13 protein-coding genes are annotated in these 14047 nt (G+C 39.5%); 6 read left to right on the top strand and 7 right to left on the bottom strand.

Features of this window, described 5'->3' with window-relative positions; all coding sequences use genetic code 11:
* Positions 1-20: 20 nt before the first annotated feature.
* From treY to ACZZZW_RS11065, 3 genes are all read right to left on the bottom strand, one after another.
* Positions 21-4073, bottom strand: a complete 4053-nt coding sequence (gene treY, locus ACZZZW_RS11075) for a malto-oligosyltrehalose synthase (protein ID WP_463493374.1) — start codon at positions 4071-4073, stop codon at positions 21-23.
* Positions 4066-5934 carry a malto-oligosyltrehalose trehalohydrolase gene (gene treZ / locus ACZZZW_RS11070; RefSeq protein ID WP_463493372.1) on the bottom strand — a complete coding sequence of 623 codons (1869 nt, stop codon included), beginning with the start codon at positions 5932-5934 and terminating at the stop codon, positions 4066-4068. Before treZ ends, treY begins: the two co-directional genes overlap by 8 nt.
* A gap of 147 nt (positions 5935-6081) precedes the next feature.
* On the bottom strand, positions 6082-6621 hold the full coding sequence (locus tag ACZZZW_RS11065) for a DUF4142 domain-containing protein (RefSeq protein ID WP_463493370.1): 540 nt from the start codon (positions 6619-6621) through the stop codon (positions 6082-6084).
* Positions 6622-7055: 434 nt separating this feature from the next.
* On the opposite strand from ACZZZW_RS11065, the gene ACZZZW_RS11060 reads away from it, so the two are divergent.
* Positions 7056-8531, top strand: a complete 1476-nt coding sequence (locus ACZZZW_RS11060) for a sensor histidine kinase (protein ID WP_463493368.1) — start codon at positions 7056-7058, stop codon at positions 8529-8531.
* A 117-nt stretch (positions 8532-8648) separates the two neighbouring features.
* Here the strand turns inward: ACZZZW_RS11060 and ACZZZW_RS11055 are convergent, their stop codons facing one another.
* A complete protein-coding gene (locus tag ACZZZW_RS11055) occupies positions 8649-9098 on the bottom strand; it encodes a BLUF domain-containing protein (RefSeq protein ID WP_463493366.1) in 450 nt (149 codons plus the stop codon).
* A gap of 187 nt (positions 9099-9285) precedes the next feature.
* On the opposite strand from ACZZZW_RS11055, the gene ACZZZW_RS11050 reads away from it, so the two are divergent.
* The 3 genes from ACZZZW_RS11050 to ACZZZW_RS11040 are packed head-to-tail and all read left to right on the top strand — an operon-like array spanning position 9286 to position 11197.
* Entirely contained in the window at positions 9286-10416 is a 1131-nt protein-coding gene (locus ACZZZW_RS11050) for a Gfo/Idh/MocA family oxidoreductase (RefSeq protein WP_463493364.1), read from the top strand.
* A 41-nt stretch (positions 10417-10457) separates the two neighbouring features.
* Entirely contained in the window at positions 10458-10706 is a 249-nt protein-coding gene (locus ACZZZW_RS11045; protein ID WP_463493362.1) for a DUF72 domain-containing protein, read from the top strand.
* A complete protein-coding gene (locus ACZZZW_RS11040; protein WP_463493360.1) occupies positions 10640-11197 on the top strand; it encodes a DUF72 domain-containing protein in 558 nt (185 codons plus the stop codon). The genes ACZZZW_RS11045 and ACZZZW_RS11040 overlap by 67 nt, the downstream gene beginning before the upstream one ends.
* Positions 11198-11268: 71 nt before the next feature.
* Here ACZZZW_RS11040 and ACZZZW_RS11035 read toward each other — a convergent pair whose 3' ends face one another.
* The 3 genes from ACZZZW_RS11035 to ACZZZW_RS11025 all read right to left on the bottom strand — a co-directional run bounded on the left by ACZZZW_RS11035 (position 11269) and on the right by ACZZZW_RS11025 (position 12098).
* Positions 11269-11439, bottom strand: coding sequence for a hypothetical protein (locus tag ACZZZW_RS11035; RefSeq protein WP_463493358.1), 171 nt, complete (start codon positions 11437-11439; stop codon positions 11269-11271).
* Positions 11440-11502: 63 nt separating this feature from the next.
* Positions 11503-11748: a DUF4142 domain-containing protein gene (locus ACZZZW_RS11030; RefSeq protein WP_463493356.1), complete on the bottom strand. Its 246-nt coding sequence runs from the start codon at positions 11746-11748 to the stop codon at positions 11503-11505.
* A complete protein-coding gene (locus ACZZZW_RS11025) occupies positions 11730-12098 on the bottom strand; it encodes a hypothetical protein (protein WP_463493354.1) in 369 nt (122 codons plus the stop codon). Before ACZZZW_RS11025 ends, ACZZZW_RS11030 begins: the two co-directional genes overlap by 19 nt.
* 253 nt (positions 12099-12351) lie before the next feature.
* Between ACZZZW_RS11025 and ACZZZW_RS11020 the strand changes: the two genes are divergently transcribed.
* Entirely contained in the window at positions 12352-12990 is a 639-nt protein-coding gene (locus ACZZZW_RS11020; RefSeq protein WP_463493352.1) for an MgtC/SapB family protein, read from the top strand.
* A gap of 39 nt (positions 12991-13029) precedes the next feature.
* Positions 13030-13857: an MBL fold metallo-hydrolase gene (locus ACZZZW_RS11015; RefSeq protein ID WP_463493350.1), complete on the top strand. Its 828-nt coding sequence runs from the start codon at positions 13030-13032 to the stop codon at positions 13855-13857.
* The last annotated feature ends 190 nt before the right edge of the window (positions 13858-14047 follow it).

The raw sequence follows: 14047 nt of genomic DNA, 5'->3' as shown, positions 1-14047 counted from the left end.
AAAATTTGAATACTTTACCATTAAGCCCTGCCTGTCCTTTCTGCCATTTTTAGAAGATTCTGTGCTATTTCTTCCCAAGGCAATTGTTGCTCCAGTTTCCACTCCCAATTTCCCTCTGCCGTTCCGGGAAGGTTAATCCTGCTATTTCCACCTAAGCCAAGCACATCCTGCAATGGAACAATTACGGTATCTACAGCAGCTGAATAAGCGAGATTTAACATGGCAGTATCGATATTTGAATCATCTACCTGAAAACCTAAATATTCAGAAATCCTTAATCTGGTATCATTGTCAGTTTCAGCATCGTACCAACCCCTTACCGTATTGTTATCGTGGGTACCGGTGTAAACAAATGAGTTTGTATTGCTAAAATTATGCGGAATATTTGGAGAAGAAGGCAAATCGGCCCCGAAGGCAAACTGCAATACTTTCATTCCCGGAAGTCCGAAATTATCTCTGAGTTTATTCACATCATCGGTTATTTCGCCAAGGTCTTCAGCAATAAGTGGCAGCTCTTTTAAGCTCTTTTTAAGGATTGAAAACAATTTTTCGCCCGGTCCGGGTTTCCATACCCCATTAATAGCCGATTCATCGGCAGCATTTACTTCCCAATAAGCAGAAAATGCCCTGAAATGGTCTAATCGAATGATGTCGAATCTTTCCAGGTTCTTTTTTATGCGGTTTACCCACCAACTGTAATCATTTTTCTCCATGCTGGCAAAATTGAACGTTGGCATGCCCCATAACTGGCCGCTGGCGTTGAAATAATCGGGCGGAACACCTGCAATGGTGATCATTTTTTTATCTGCATCAAGGTTAAAATTTTCTGGTTCAGACCATACTTCTACCGATCCGTAATCAGGATAAAATGGCAGATCGCCGATAAGCTTTACCGATTTTTTATTGGCATAGGCTTTAAGTTTATGCCATTGCCTAAAAAAGATAAACTGCTCCCATTTTATCTGCCGAAGTGCTTCAGCAGATTCTTCTGTAAACGCTAATATCTTGGGGTTATCCTTAAACTTAAACTCCGCAGGCCATTTGTACCAGTTTTGCTCTTTAAAGTGTGCGCCCAATACAACAAACAAAGCATAATCATCAAGCCAATCCTTTTCAGTTGAACAAAAAGCATCAAAAGCTTTCAAAAGGTCATCATGGGTAGAGCGGGTAAAATTTTCGAACGCTTTTTTTAATAAAGCGCTTTTCTTTTTTTGTGTTTCCTGATAATTTATAAGGTCGGCGTTCGCTTGTAAGGCATTTTCTAAATCAGATTCATCTACAAGCCCATCGTTGTATAATTCCTCCGGACTGATCAAAAGTACATTTCCGGCCATTGCAGAAGGCGAAGAATATGGAGAATGGCCTTTATCGGGCATTACCGGGTTAAGCGGGAGTACCTGCCAGTACTGATGCCTGCTCTGGTGTAAAAAATCGATAAATCTATAAGCCTCCGCGCCAAAATCGCCTATACCAAACGCACTTGGAAGGGAGTTTACAGGTAATAATATCCCGGCAGTACGCTTATTTTGCTTTGGAATAAGTTTAATCACTGCTACAGGAAAGGCCTTAAAAAGTGTGCCTACATCAATTCCTTTTTTAAGAAAATCTTTATGCCCCTCTTTTTTATTCAACAGATCCGACCAGGCCAACGGCGCACCATCCGGTAGTAATATTTGTGTATCCTGCCAGTCAATATTTCTAACGTCTACCTTCTGTTCTCTGCATAATTGAGCTACACCAAGCGGTACGGCAATTATTATATAGCTATCCTTAAATTTCCTGGCAAAGGCGAAAACATTTGCTGCATAACTACCTATGGTTTTCAATGGAATATAAGTACCTTCTCCAAATAGGCCATTTTCAGCTTTTCTAAGTGCTAATAAATTTTTAGTGAGCCAAAGCTTAATTTTACCTGAAAAGCGTTCTTCCCAAAGTACATTTGAGGTGGTATTTGATAAATCATCGAGGTATCCTTTACGAAGATCGTAATCTACAGGCCGGCGGTTATCCGGATCTACCAGACTTAAATCCCACAGCTCGCTCCCCTGGTAAACATCGGGAACTCCGGGGCAGGTAAATTTAAGCACCAACTGCGCCAAACTGTTAACCACAGCAAAATCACCAATTTGTTGAAGAAAACCGATTATTTTTTCTCTAAAAGGATATTTTTTATCAGCTAAAGCGAGCGCAAAACGGCTCAGTTGCTCTTCATATGCAAGGTCAGGCTCGGCCCAGTCTGAACGCTTTTTCGCTTCGCGGAGTGCTTTCTGAATAAATTGCTCAAGGCGGTTTTCTATATCATCAGCATCCGTATTTGGGAAAGGAAGTGCACCAACCAGGGTTTGGATCACCATGTAAATATCGTTCGGGTGCAAGGATTTAAAATCTGGTAAATCTTTACTGAGCGTTTCTACCGAAACCTGTAATTCTGCAACAAGGGTGTCCCATTCATCGTAAAGATCGGTTAACACGTTCAATCTCGCCCGTACATCCTCCCCTTTTTTGGTATCGTGGGTAGAACTTCCGTTCATGGCCAAAGGCCAATTGTTAAAACGATCGAGCATGTATTGGTGAAATTGCCCTGTTGTTATTCCAAACGAATCAGGAGCATCGCCAACCTCACTATGGCCAATAAAACGGTTGTAGGTAAACATTGCTGTATCTTCTACACCTTTAGCCATTAAAGGCCCTGTAAATTGCATCAACCGCTGGTAAAACGCACCTATTTTTTCATTATAATCATCATTTCCCTTCAATGGCTCCTCTAAAAGTGCATTGTAAAGCAATTTTGCTGATTTCTCTAAAGTTTTATCTTTTAGTATTGGTTCAAAAATCTGCACCAGGTTTTCCCTGCTTTCTCCGGTTAAAGGAAAAACATAATTATAATACCTGTAAACCGGCATGCCAATCATTAATTCCCCAATGGTGTTTCGAAGTTCATCTTTTTCTGTTTCCTTAATTTCAACCAAGTTTAACGATAGGAATAAGGCAAGCAAATTGTTGAGTTCTCCCTGCATGTGCCCGTAAAGGATATCTTTTTTCTTTTCGCGGATCAGCGCATTTGGGTCGAGTTTTTTACCTGTTATCTCGCGATAAGTTTTTTCGAAAGGTTTTACAGCCGCTTTGTTTGTAAACAGATTGTTTACCTGGGCAAGAAAATCGTAGCCTGTGGTTCCCTGTACCTCCCAATTTTGAGGCAGCTCCTCACCCTCTTCTAAAATTTTCTCTACCACAATATACAGATCGTTTCCGGCTGCTTCCCTGAGGTTATCAATGTACTTTTGTGGATCATAAAGTCCATCAATATGGTCAATTCTAAGTCCTTGAAATATTCCTTTATCCACCAAAGTGAAGATGTATTGGTGGTAAGCTTTAAAAACGCTTATGTCTTGAATGTTTAAGCAAATCAATCCGTTAACGGTAAAAAACCTCCTATAATTGATCTTGCTGTCTGTTTCATTCCATGCGCAAAGCCGGTAATGTTGCTGTTCCGCAATCTGTAAAATCTCCTGTTTGTTTGCATTCAATTCTTTCAGATTTGCCTTTTCCAATTTGGCTGTACTTGCTGCATTAAGCGGCCATTCCATGCCACTTGTATTTATAAAATATTTCTCATTTTGTTTTGAAATACTTACTGCACCATCTTCAATTGACTGATCAAGACTTGTACCCAAAAAAGGCACCATTACTTTACCATCGTCAAGTGTAAAATCAATATCAAAGTAAGGTGCATATTCAGATTCAGACCCATTTTCGAGTACATCCATAAGCCATTTGTTGGATGGATGAAATGCCATGTGGTTGGGTACGATATCCTGCAGCCAGCTAATGCCTGCGGTTTTGAGCTTTGCCGCTATTCCTATCAATTGTGCTTCTGTTCCTATTTCAGGATTTAAACGCAAGGGGTTTACCACATCATAACCATGTGTACTACCGGGAACGGCTTCAAAAATTGGCGATGCGTATACTGTATCTACCCCCAAAGCAACCAGGTAAGGAATAATTTTATCGAAGGCAGCCAGGTTAAAATCTTTATGGAACTGGATGCGATATGTTGATTTTGGTTTAAACATGTTTTTGTGTAATTATAACGATAGATTCGGGTGGTGAAATAAATTTACCTTCGATGATGTTTTCTGACGAAGTTGTACCTGGGCCACCCCATTCAACAGCAGAAGAATTAAGGATGAGTGACCAATTATCTAAACTTCCTCCAATAGTTAAATCTTGCTTTTGCTGGGAAAAATTAAGGATACAAAGTATTTTATCTTCATCTTCTCCTCTGGTTAGCAATATGCAATTTTGCTCCTGAAAAGCCTGTGCATGGGTAGCACCCCGATCAAGAACTGAAAGTGCAGGATGTGTTTTACGAAGGGTGATGAGTTTTTTGTAATAGTTAAGCATGGTATTATGCTGCAGTTTTTCAATTTTCGCCCAATCGGCTTTTGATTGTAAAAAAGTTTCTTCTGACTGGGGATCAGGCGTTTCCTCACCATTGTGGAAATATGCAAACTCTGCCTTACGTCCTTTCCTTACCGCTTCGGCAAGTTCTGCGCCCTCATGACTTGTAAAAAATAAAAAAGGGTTTGTTTCGGCCCATTCTTCTCCCATGAATAAAAGCGGTATAAACGGACTGCAGAATACTGCACCTGCCATTAGTTTAAGCATTTCGAAGCTCACCAGTGTGGCCGACCGCTCCCCGAGCATTCGGTTGCCCACCTGATCGTGATTTTGCGAAAACACAACGAATTGCGCACCAGCGTTCCCTGTTGCAGGTGCTCCAAACTTTTTATCTCTATGGGCAGAATATTGACCATCATAAACATAGGCATCATTGTAGGATTTAGCCAGGCTGCCCACTCCGTCAAAATCTGAATAATAGCCATTTTTTTCCTGCCCTGCAGATACACGAAGTGCGTGGTGAAATTCATCAATCCATTGGGCATCCATTCCGTAACCGCACTGGTGGGTAGGATTGATAAAACGGTTATCGTTCAAATCAAGCTCAACAATAAGCCGGTGATCTTTCCCTGTTGCTCTTGAAAGGTCTAAAACCTTGTTTTTTATTTCTTTTAAGATATGTTCAGGTCCAAAATCGCGCAGGGCATGTACCGCATCAAGGCGGAGTGCATCGATATGAAAATCACGGAACCACATCAATGCATTTTCGATAAAATAATTGCGTACGCCATCGCAACCGGCATCATCAAAATTAATTGCCTTTCCCCATGGGGTAACATATTTATCAGTAAAATAAGGGCCAAACTGATCAAGATGATTGCCTTCAGGCCCGATATGGTTGTAAACAACATCCAGTATTACGGCCAATCCTTTTTCATGGCATGTATTTACCAATTGCTGCAGGGCAAGCGGCCCACCATAAAAATGCTGTACAGCAAAAGGATATACCCCATCATAACCCCAGTTTCGGTTGCCTGGGAACTGGGCAAGCGGCATAATTTCGATAGCGGTTATGCCCAGTTCGATTAAATGATCAAGCTTGGTTTCGATCGATTTCAGATCGCCCTGAGGTGTAAAAGTTCCGGTATGCAGTTCGTAAATGATAAAATCTTTTAAGCTGATTCCTTTCCAGTCGGCATCTGTCCATTTAAACGCCTTTAAATCAAAGGCCGTTGAATCTCCTCCAACTCCATTTGCCTGGTAAAGTGAAGCCGGATCAGCCAACTTTAAAGTTTCTTGCTGATCATTTTCATTTTTTTGCAAAAGCTGAAACAAATATCCATCGCCCGGCTTTAGCTGATCCGTTTCGAGCTGCCAATACCCACAGCCGGTTTGTTTCATTGCCAACTCACGATTATCAGCAGATAAAACAATCCCAACCTGAGAAGCGGAAGGTGCCCAAAGCTGAATTTCGGCCGTTTCGTCGCCATTAAAATTTACCCCTATATTTCTCTTTAGTATATCGTTTTCCATGTATAAATTTTGTTATTACGCCAAAAACACCAGCATTTTTTAATTCAGAATTAGCCTGTCCAAAAAAAAGCAACCTGGTATTGGCTGCCAAGTTGCTTTAAGGCAAAGAATATATCACCGTATAAAAACCGGATGAATCTTTTAAGGTTAACCCAGTTTTTTCAATAGGATCTGGCCTCTTTCGGTGTGTTCTGTAATTGTAGCCAAAGCAAGACTGGCTACATGTTTAACATGTACATCAGTACTTTGTTTCAGCAATTCTGATACTGCCTGGTGAAGTTTTTGATGTGTATCTACCTGCCCTAGCATAAATGCCTGATCGAAGGTCTTACCGCTTGCAGCCTGAAGCTTAGCCAGCAGTGCTTTTTGTTCTGCACCGGGAGGAGGAACAACCGTACCCATATCTTTTAAAATTTTACCAATTGTTTCCTGTTCAGCAGTTTCGAATTTGGCAAACATTTTCACTTCCGGATTTACTGCCTTTGTTGCAGCCAATAAACTAGTTTGAAGTGACGCATTGCCCAATAGGGCAATTTTCGATTGAATTGCCGCTGTTGATCCTTGTGCTGATAAGGTAAACGGCTTAAAAAATGTTCCTGCAAAAGTAGCACTGGCTCCAGCAAATACTGCCGCGCCGACGGAGGTTGTTAGAAACTTCCGACGTGAATGGTTTGTAATGTTTTTCATAGTTTTTTTCTTATAAAACATTAAAAATATTTTAAAGGTTTAGCGATTATATTTTTTTTGGATGGTTCGGGCTTTGGTTAGGCTGGCTAATAGAAAAGATTTTTCCAGCTCGCTTTTAACTTTGAGTGCATGTTTTAGGTTAACGCACTCTTTTTTTGCTTTCAAGAGCATTTTAATGACTATTTCTAATAAAAATTAGCTTTTTCGGCAATTCAATTAAGGTAATTCAAGCATATGCTTTGTGCTGATATAATACAGATAAAGTAGCTGTTGGATGTGAAATGCTATAATGGAAAAAACACGGAATACCAAAGGAAATAAACACGATCTATAGGCCTAATCCATTAAAATCCACATTTTGTTTAAAGAAAAAGTTTAAAATTCAGAACAATATTGCCCGCTGATAGTTATTGAATATTTAAAATATCGCCAGGATGGAACAAATTATTACTAACAATACAAATTCTTCCCTTAATGAACTGCGCTTTAGCGCGCTGATTAATGCGACAGCGAATGTACTGTTTCGCGCTACTCCCGACTGGAAAATTATAGCGGAATTTAATCACCATCAGGAAGCCAAAAATGAGGGATGGAACTACCTGGTTTCTGAATGGATAGAAAAATATGTTTTTGAAGATGACAGAATGTTTGTTGCCAATGCAATTAACAAGACGCTCGAAAGCCAAAGTAAATATGAACTTGAATATAGAATTATACGCGCTGATGGCTCCATTGGATGGGTTTTAGCACGTGCGGTGCCGGTATTGAATGATAAAGGCGAACTTATTGAATGGTTTGGATCTACCACCGATACAACTTATTCGCGGCAGAACAGGGATGATTTGAAGGCAGCCTACGAATTTTCAGACAAACAGAAAAGGGTTTATGAAGCCATTACAAGGAACACGCCAGATTTGATGTATGTATTCGATTTAGATTACCGTTTTACTTATGCAAATGAAGCTTTGCTGGAAATGTGGGGAAAATCGTGGAATGAGGCCATAGGAAAAGGACTGATTGAAAATGGATATGAGGCCTGGCACGCTGAAATGCACGAAAGGGAGATTGATACAGTAAAAACCACCGGGAAACCAGTTCGTGGGGAAGTTAGCTTTCCGCATGCTGTAATGGGCAGAAGAACCTATGACTATATATTTACACCAATTTTTAATGATGAGGGAGTGGTTGAAGCTGTGGCTGGTACAACCCGCGATATTTCAGAGATAAGAGAGCAGGATCAGCGCAAAAATGATTTCATCGGTATGGTTAGTCACGAACTTAAAACACCCCTTACCTCGCTTCTGGCGTATCAGCAGTTGCTATCTACACAGGTTTCAAAATTCAGCGATCAGGCCATATTAAAGGCTGTAGATCAGTCAATTAAGCAAATCAGAAAAATGACTACGCTTATTACCGGCTTCTTAAGTCTTTCAAGGCTAGAATCAGGAAAGCTCATTATTGAAAAAAACCATTTTCAGCTGGAGAAACTTTTTGAAGAAATTAGAGAGGAAGTGGCCATACTTCACCCCAATCATAACTTTACCTTTTGCCAGGACGAAAATTATAAAATAAATGCAGATTACCTCAAAATTTACCAGGTTATAATGAACCTGATCAGTAATGCGGTAAAATATTCAGCATTGGGTACCGAAATTAAAATCATCACCAAAATTACCGATGATGGGTTAATAATTGAGGTTGTAGATGAGGGCGTTGGAATTTTCAAAGAAGAAATACCGAAGCTTTTTAACCGTTTTTACCGTGCAAGCTCAAATAATTTAATTTCAGGCTTTGGGATAGGTCTTTTTCTTTGCAAGCAGATCGTTACCGGCCATGGCGGAAAAATTTGGGTAGAAAGTGAATTGGATAAAGGAAGTACTTTTAAGTTTACCATTCCGAACTTAAAGTAAAACTTAGCTTTTGATTATATTCTATTAAAACTGCAGCAAATTATTAGGCTTTAATTCAGCGTGGAATTATTTTTTGCGTAATCTTTATATGAGTTTCGAAAGCTTCTTTTCTCCCCGCTACAATTTACTGCTTACTTCGTAAAAAGACTTTAAAAAGTCCATCGCATCATTACCTTCCTGAGTATCTTCTTTGGAGAGAAAATCGTCCTTAAGTTGAAAAAAGCCAGATAATTTTTCATGTTCTTCAGGATTTATGGTTTTAAAGCCCATGGTCCAATCCGGGAAATTGCGTTCTTTTTGAAATGACTCTCTCAATAAAAGTATATCCTGATGCCTATAATCGGTTTTTATCATTTCAAAAAGTATTTTAACATCGCTTTCACTACCTTCTAACACCTGCATAAAACGGCCTTCATATTCCGAAAAATACCGGCCCTCCATATATAATAGCATCCCTGTAAGGCCATTTGCCTGGTTATACACCCTCGATACGTTGAGTAAACTGGTAAGGCCATCATCCGTCATTAACGCCCGGGCTTTGCTGAAGTAGATTAAATAAAATAACAAGTTGAATAAATTAAGTAAAAACCAAATCAAAATTATGAATTTATTCTCATCAGCCAATTTTGAATAGATAGATTGGGCCGTGCGAAAAGCATTCTGATTTTTTAAAACCTTCTATTTAAAAAAATTGTTTTTTTAGTATTCAACATTCAACGGCGGCATATCGACCGCCGCTAAAAATCTATAATAGATGAGGAAATATAAAATAGGCATAATTGGATATGGAGGCTTTGGTAAATTCCTTCATTACTGGTGGGAAAAACTCCCTAATGTAGAAGTAGTGGCAATTGCAGATCCGCACAAAAATTTTCCATCAGATGAAAATTATGTGGTTTATCGCGACTGGAGAGAATTGATCCAGGATGAAAATGTAGATATTGTAAGCATTGTTACTCCACCGGGCTTACATACTGAAATGGCTTGCGAAGCCATGAAAGCAGGCAAACATGTGCTCTTAGAAAAACCTGTAGCTATAAGTGAAGAAGGCGGGCTCGAAATTATCGAAACGCAAAAGCAAACCGGTATGGTTATCACAGTAGATCATATGATCCGCTATAATCCAATTATTCAGAATTTAATTAAATTAGGGCAGGCAGGTACTTTTGGCAAATTAAGGCATGTTGTGGTAAATAACTATGCGCAAGATGAGGCTTTACCAGCTGAGCACTGGTTCTGGAATAAAGAAATGTCTGGCGGGATTTTAATCGAACATGGGGTACACTTTTTCGATATCGTAAATGCCTTGGGCAACCAACATTATACTGAGGTTTACGGTTGTTCTGACAGTAGAAATGAAAACCAGCGCGACCGTGTGGCGGCAATGGTATTGTACAATGAAGGTTTAATTGCGAATTATTACCATGCTTTCTCCGGCCCCGGTTTATTTGAACAAACAACCATCCACCTCGCTTACGATCTTGCCCGAATAGAAATTGAAGGATGGATGCCCATGAAAGGCACTGTAAAAGCATTGGTAAACAGCGAGAATAAAGAACAGCTGGAAAATTTACCAGGTTGGAAGGTTACCGAAGCAGGTGGATTAAATACTTTACGAGATGTTTCGCGGCCTGAAGGTTGGGGCAGTGAAGATGTACAACCAGAAAGTCAAGCCATAGTGTGCAGCGGAATAACTTACCAGGTAGATGAAATGCGCTCGGGCACTTTCGAAATTCCGCAAACCAAGGGAGAGGTTTATGGAAAATGTGTGCAGTCTATTATATTGGATATTATTCAAAAAATAGAAAACAACGATCATAAACTCACCATAACGATAGAAGATGCTTTCGAAAGTTTAAAAACAGCTGTTCTCGCATCTAATTAGCTGAATACAATAAAGGACCTGTTAAATATAGTACATTAAAAATGACGAAATTGGGCAACACTTTTATTGGCACATCTGGTTGGAAATACCGCCATTGGGAAGGTACTTTTTATCTTCACGATTTAAAAAAGAAAGACCAGTTTAATTATTTTACTGAATATTTTTCTACTGTAGAGTTAAACAATTCATTTTACAGGCAGCCAAGTGCCGATAATTTTAAGCAATGGAACTTGTTAAGCCCGATAACTTTATTTATGCGGTTAAGGCCAACAGGTATTTTACCCATTTAAAAAAACTCAATGTCAATGAAAATGAAATTCACGATTTCTTAGAGGCCTGTGGGGCCTTGAAAAATAAACTTGGCCCCATCCTATTTCAATTGCCGCCCAAATGGAATTTAAATTTGCAAAGATTGGAACAGTTTTTAAAAATGCTTCCAAATCACTACCGTTATACTTTCGAATTCAGAAATCACAGCTGGTATCATGATGATGTGTTTGCCCTGTTAAACAAGTACAATTGTGCTTTTTGCATTTATGAACTGGAAGGACATCAATCTCCAATAATTACTACAGCAGATTTTATTTACATCAGACTGCATGGCCCCAAAGGAAAATACCAGGGGAGTTATAGCGAAAAAAGTTTAACGGATTGGAGCGAAACGATCATTTCATGGAGCAGGGAAAATAAAGATGTTTACCTATATTTTGATAATGATGAGGCTGCTTACGCTGCATTTAATGCCATCGAAATAAAAAAAATAATCGAAGCACGCAGCTAACATTAAGCTGGATATTTTATAAATCAACTAAGCTGACGCAAAAAAGCACATCCAATTGATTTAAAACAAAACTAATTGTGCCGGTTAAACCGAATAGGTGGCATTTCCTTTATTTCGGGCAAGTATTTGCCATTTCTTTTTTTACCCTTGGGTGCAGCCATTTCAAATGAACTCGAACTGGCCACCCGGGTAGCCAGTGGTGTTGCATTGCTGTTTTCAATTCTTTTTCTTTTGTTTTTCATGTTATTAATTTTAATGATGGTAAATTTCAACAGCAAAAAGCAATGCAAGTTCCTGGTGAATGCTTAACTGCCTTTCTGCGCAAAATTGTTCAAAATCTCAACTTCTTTGTTTACCGCAGGAAGATTTTGGTTTACAAAATCTTTAACCCTTTGCTGCCGCGCGTGCCTGGCGTTTTCATAGGTATTTACATTGTTTTTGAGCAAAACAGACATCCGGTTAACCCATAACTTATTAAAGGAAGCTTCAGGAAGTTTTGACAACAGATGAAGCGAATCGATCTGCTCGGCATTCAATTTCTGATCGAGCAAAACTTATTTTCATTGCAAAATTTTTCGAGTGTCTTTTTTTGAAACCGGATGCGTTCTCTTGCGCCCTTAGCATAGGTTTTAATCTTCTGATTGCCTTTTGAAGACAGTGCAACAGTAAGCAAACTATCCTGAAGCGTGAAGTTTTTACCTGCAGCCTTAAGGTAATCTGCGGCTTCCTCCTCCATAGTTGTTTCAAAGGTTTCTACCTCGCCTACCCTGTTAACCGTGGGCGTATCGTTACTTAAACTATCTTTTTCTAATGATGAACGTTTATCTGCCACATTGCAACCATAAACCCCCAATAGGGCAATCAAAATTATGCTACTTTTCTTCAATGGTATCTTATTCATATCGCTTTATTTTATGGTAAAAACAAAAGCAAATCGGGTATTGTTGGCTGCTCCCTGGAGCCAAATGAAAAACACGTACATCGCCCCGGTTAGCAAGTACTTGCCACCATCAAATGTGAAAAATCACACCCTGATAATCCCCGGTAAGTTAAATTAAATTAGGTTTTACATTTTGTGGAGGCTTTCAAACGGAGCATTGAATATTTCAAAAACCGAATCATCAGCACACATGTTTTATATATAAGAATAAAACATGATTGACCTGACTATAGAAATACGCGATATAATTGCCATGTTGGTTTCGGTAATATGTGGTGGCATTATCGGTTTTGAAAGAGAATATAGAAACAAATCTGCCGGCTTCCGAACGATTATACTGATCAGCCTCGGATCAACAATTTTTACAATTGTATCCTGGCATGGAAGCGGCACCGACGACCGCATTTCGGGCAATATTATTACTGGCATCGGTTTTATTGGTGCAGGAGTAATTTTTAAAGACCGTATATCGGTAAGAGGACTAACCACGGCTGCTGTAATCTGGACATCGGCCGCAATCGGCATGACAGCTGGTGTTGGCTACCATGCGCTTGCATTTGTGCTAACCATTTGTACACTTTGCGTTTTGGTTATGGTAAGTTATGTAGAAAAAATCATCGCAGATCTGCAAAAGGAAAGAATGGTAACGATTACTTTCATTAACAACTCGTTTTCCAATGTACTGCTGCTCGAAAAACGGTTAAATACCACAGGCGCACAGATTGAGCGTTTGGAAGTATCAAAAGAAGAAGGACGGATAAATGTAGTTTACCTGATCAGAGGCAAAAAGGCCTCCGTAAATGAGCTTAACAGGCAGTTGGCAATGGCAGATGAAGTTGCGAGTTTTTCTTAAATAACAGGTGTATTGGATAAACCTTAAAATAAATATCGAATGGAACAGAGTAAAGACAATAGAATCATTCCGATGACATCGTTTTCCAGTGGAAACGGAGAAACTGTAGCTGATGATGTGTATTATTTCACCAACCAGATCGTTAATGTTGTAATGCTTGGCCATCCTGTTGGAGATTGGATTTTAATAGACTGTGGCATGCCAAAGTGTGGAGAGGAGCTTATAGCTGCTGCCGAAGAACGCTATGGCAAAGATAAACCACCAAAAGCGATTTTTTTAACCCATGGCCATTTTGATCATGTTGGCGGCATTGTTAAAATACTCGAAAAATGGAAAGTGCCCGTTTATGCTCATCCATTAGAAATGCCATTTATTACAGGCAAACAAGAATATCCTGAACCCGATAGTTCTGTTGAGGGAGGGCTGCTTGCCAAACTATCATCCATTTACCCTCACGAACCAATTGATATTTCCGGCCATGTATCTCCTTACCCCGAAGATGGAAGTTTACCTGATGCACCAAACTGGCGTTGGCTTCACGCACCAGGCCATTCGCCTGGTCAGGTTGTTTTTTTCCGCGAGGCAGATAAAATTTTAATCGCTGCTGATGCATTTATTACCGTTAAGCAGGATTCGTTTTATAAGGTTTTAATTCAGAAACGTGAAGTACAGGGACCACCCAGGTATTTAACCACCGATTGGCAGGCTGCCTGGGATACGGTTAAAAAATTGAGGGATCTCCGTCCTGCTATTGTTGTTTCAGGTCACGGCCAGTATATGAAAGGCGCGGAACTTAGGTTAGGCCTTAAAAATCTTGTCGAAAATTTTAGCACAGTAGCAATACCGAGTCATGGCCGTTTTGTATAAATCGATCCAAAATGTTTCTTTTTAACCTTAATACTTCACAATACTTAAAGTGAAGTACTTAATAAATGTGATAAATACGTTTTATAAGGCTTTATAAATCCCGCAACCAATAAACATGGTTTTCTTGAGGGATAAATGTTAAGCGCAGATCAGCCCCTGGGGTAAAAGCCCTGAAAATAAAATACAAATA

The sequence above is a fragment of the Pedobacter sp. AC379 genome (assembly GCF_979258145.1).
Note: the sequence above shows the minus strand (reverse complement) of the source record. Positions and strands in the feature narration are given on the sequence as shown.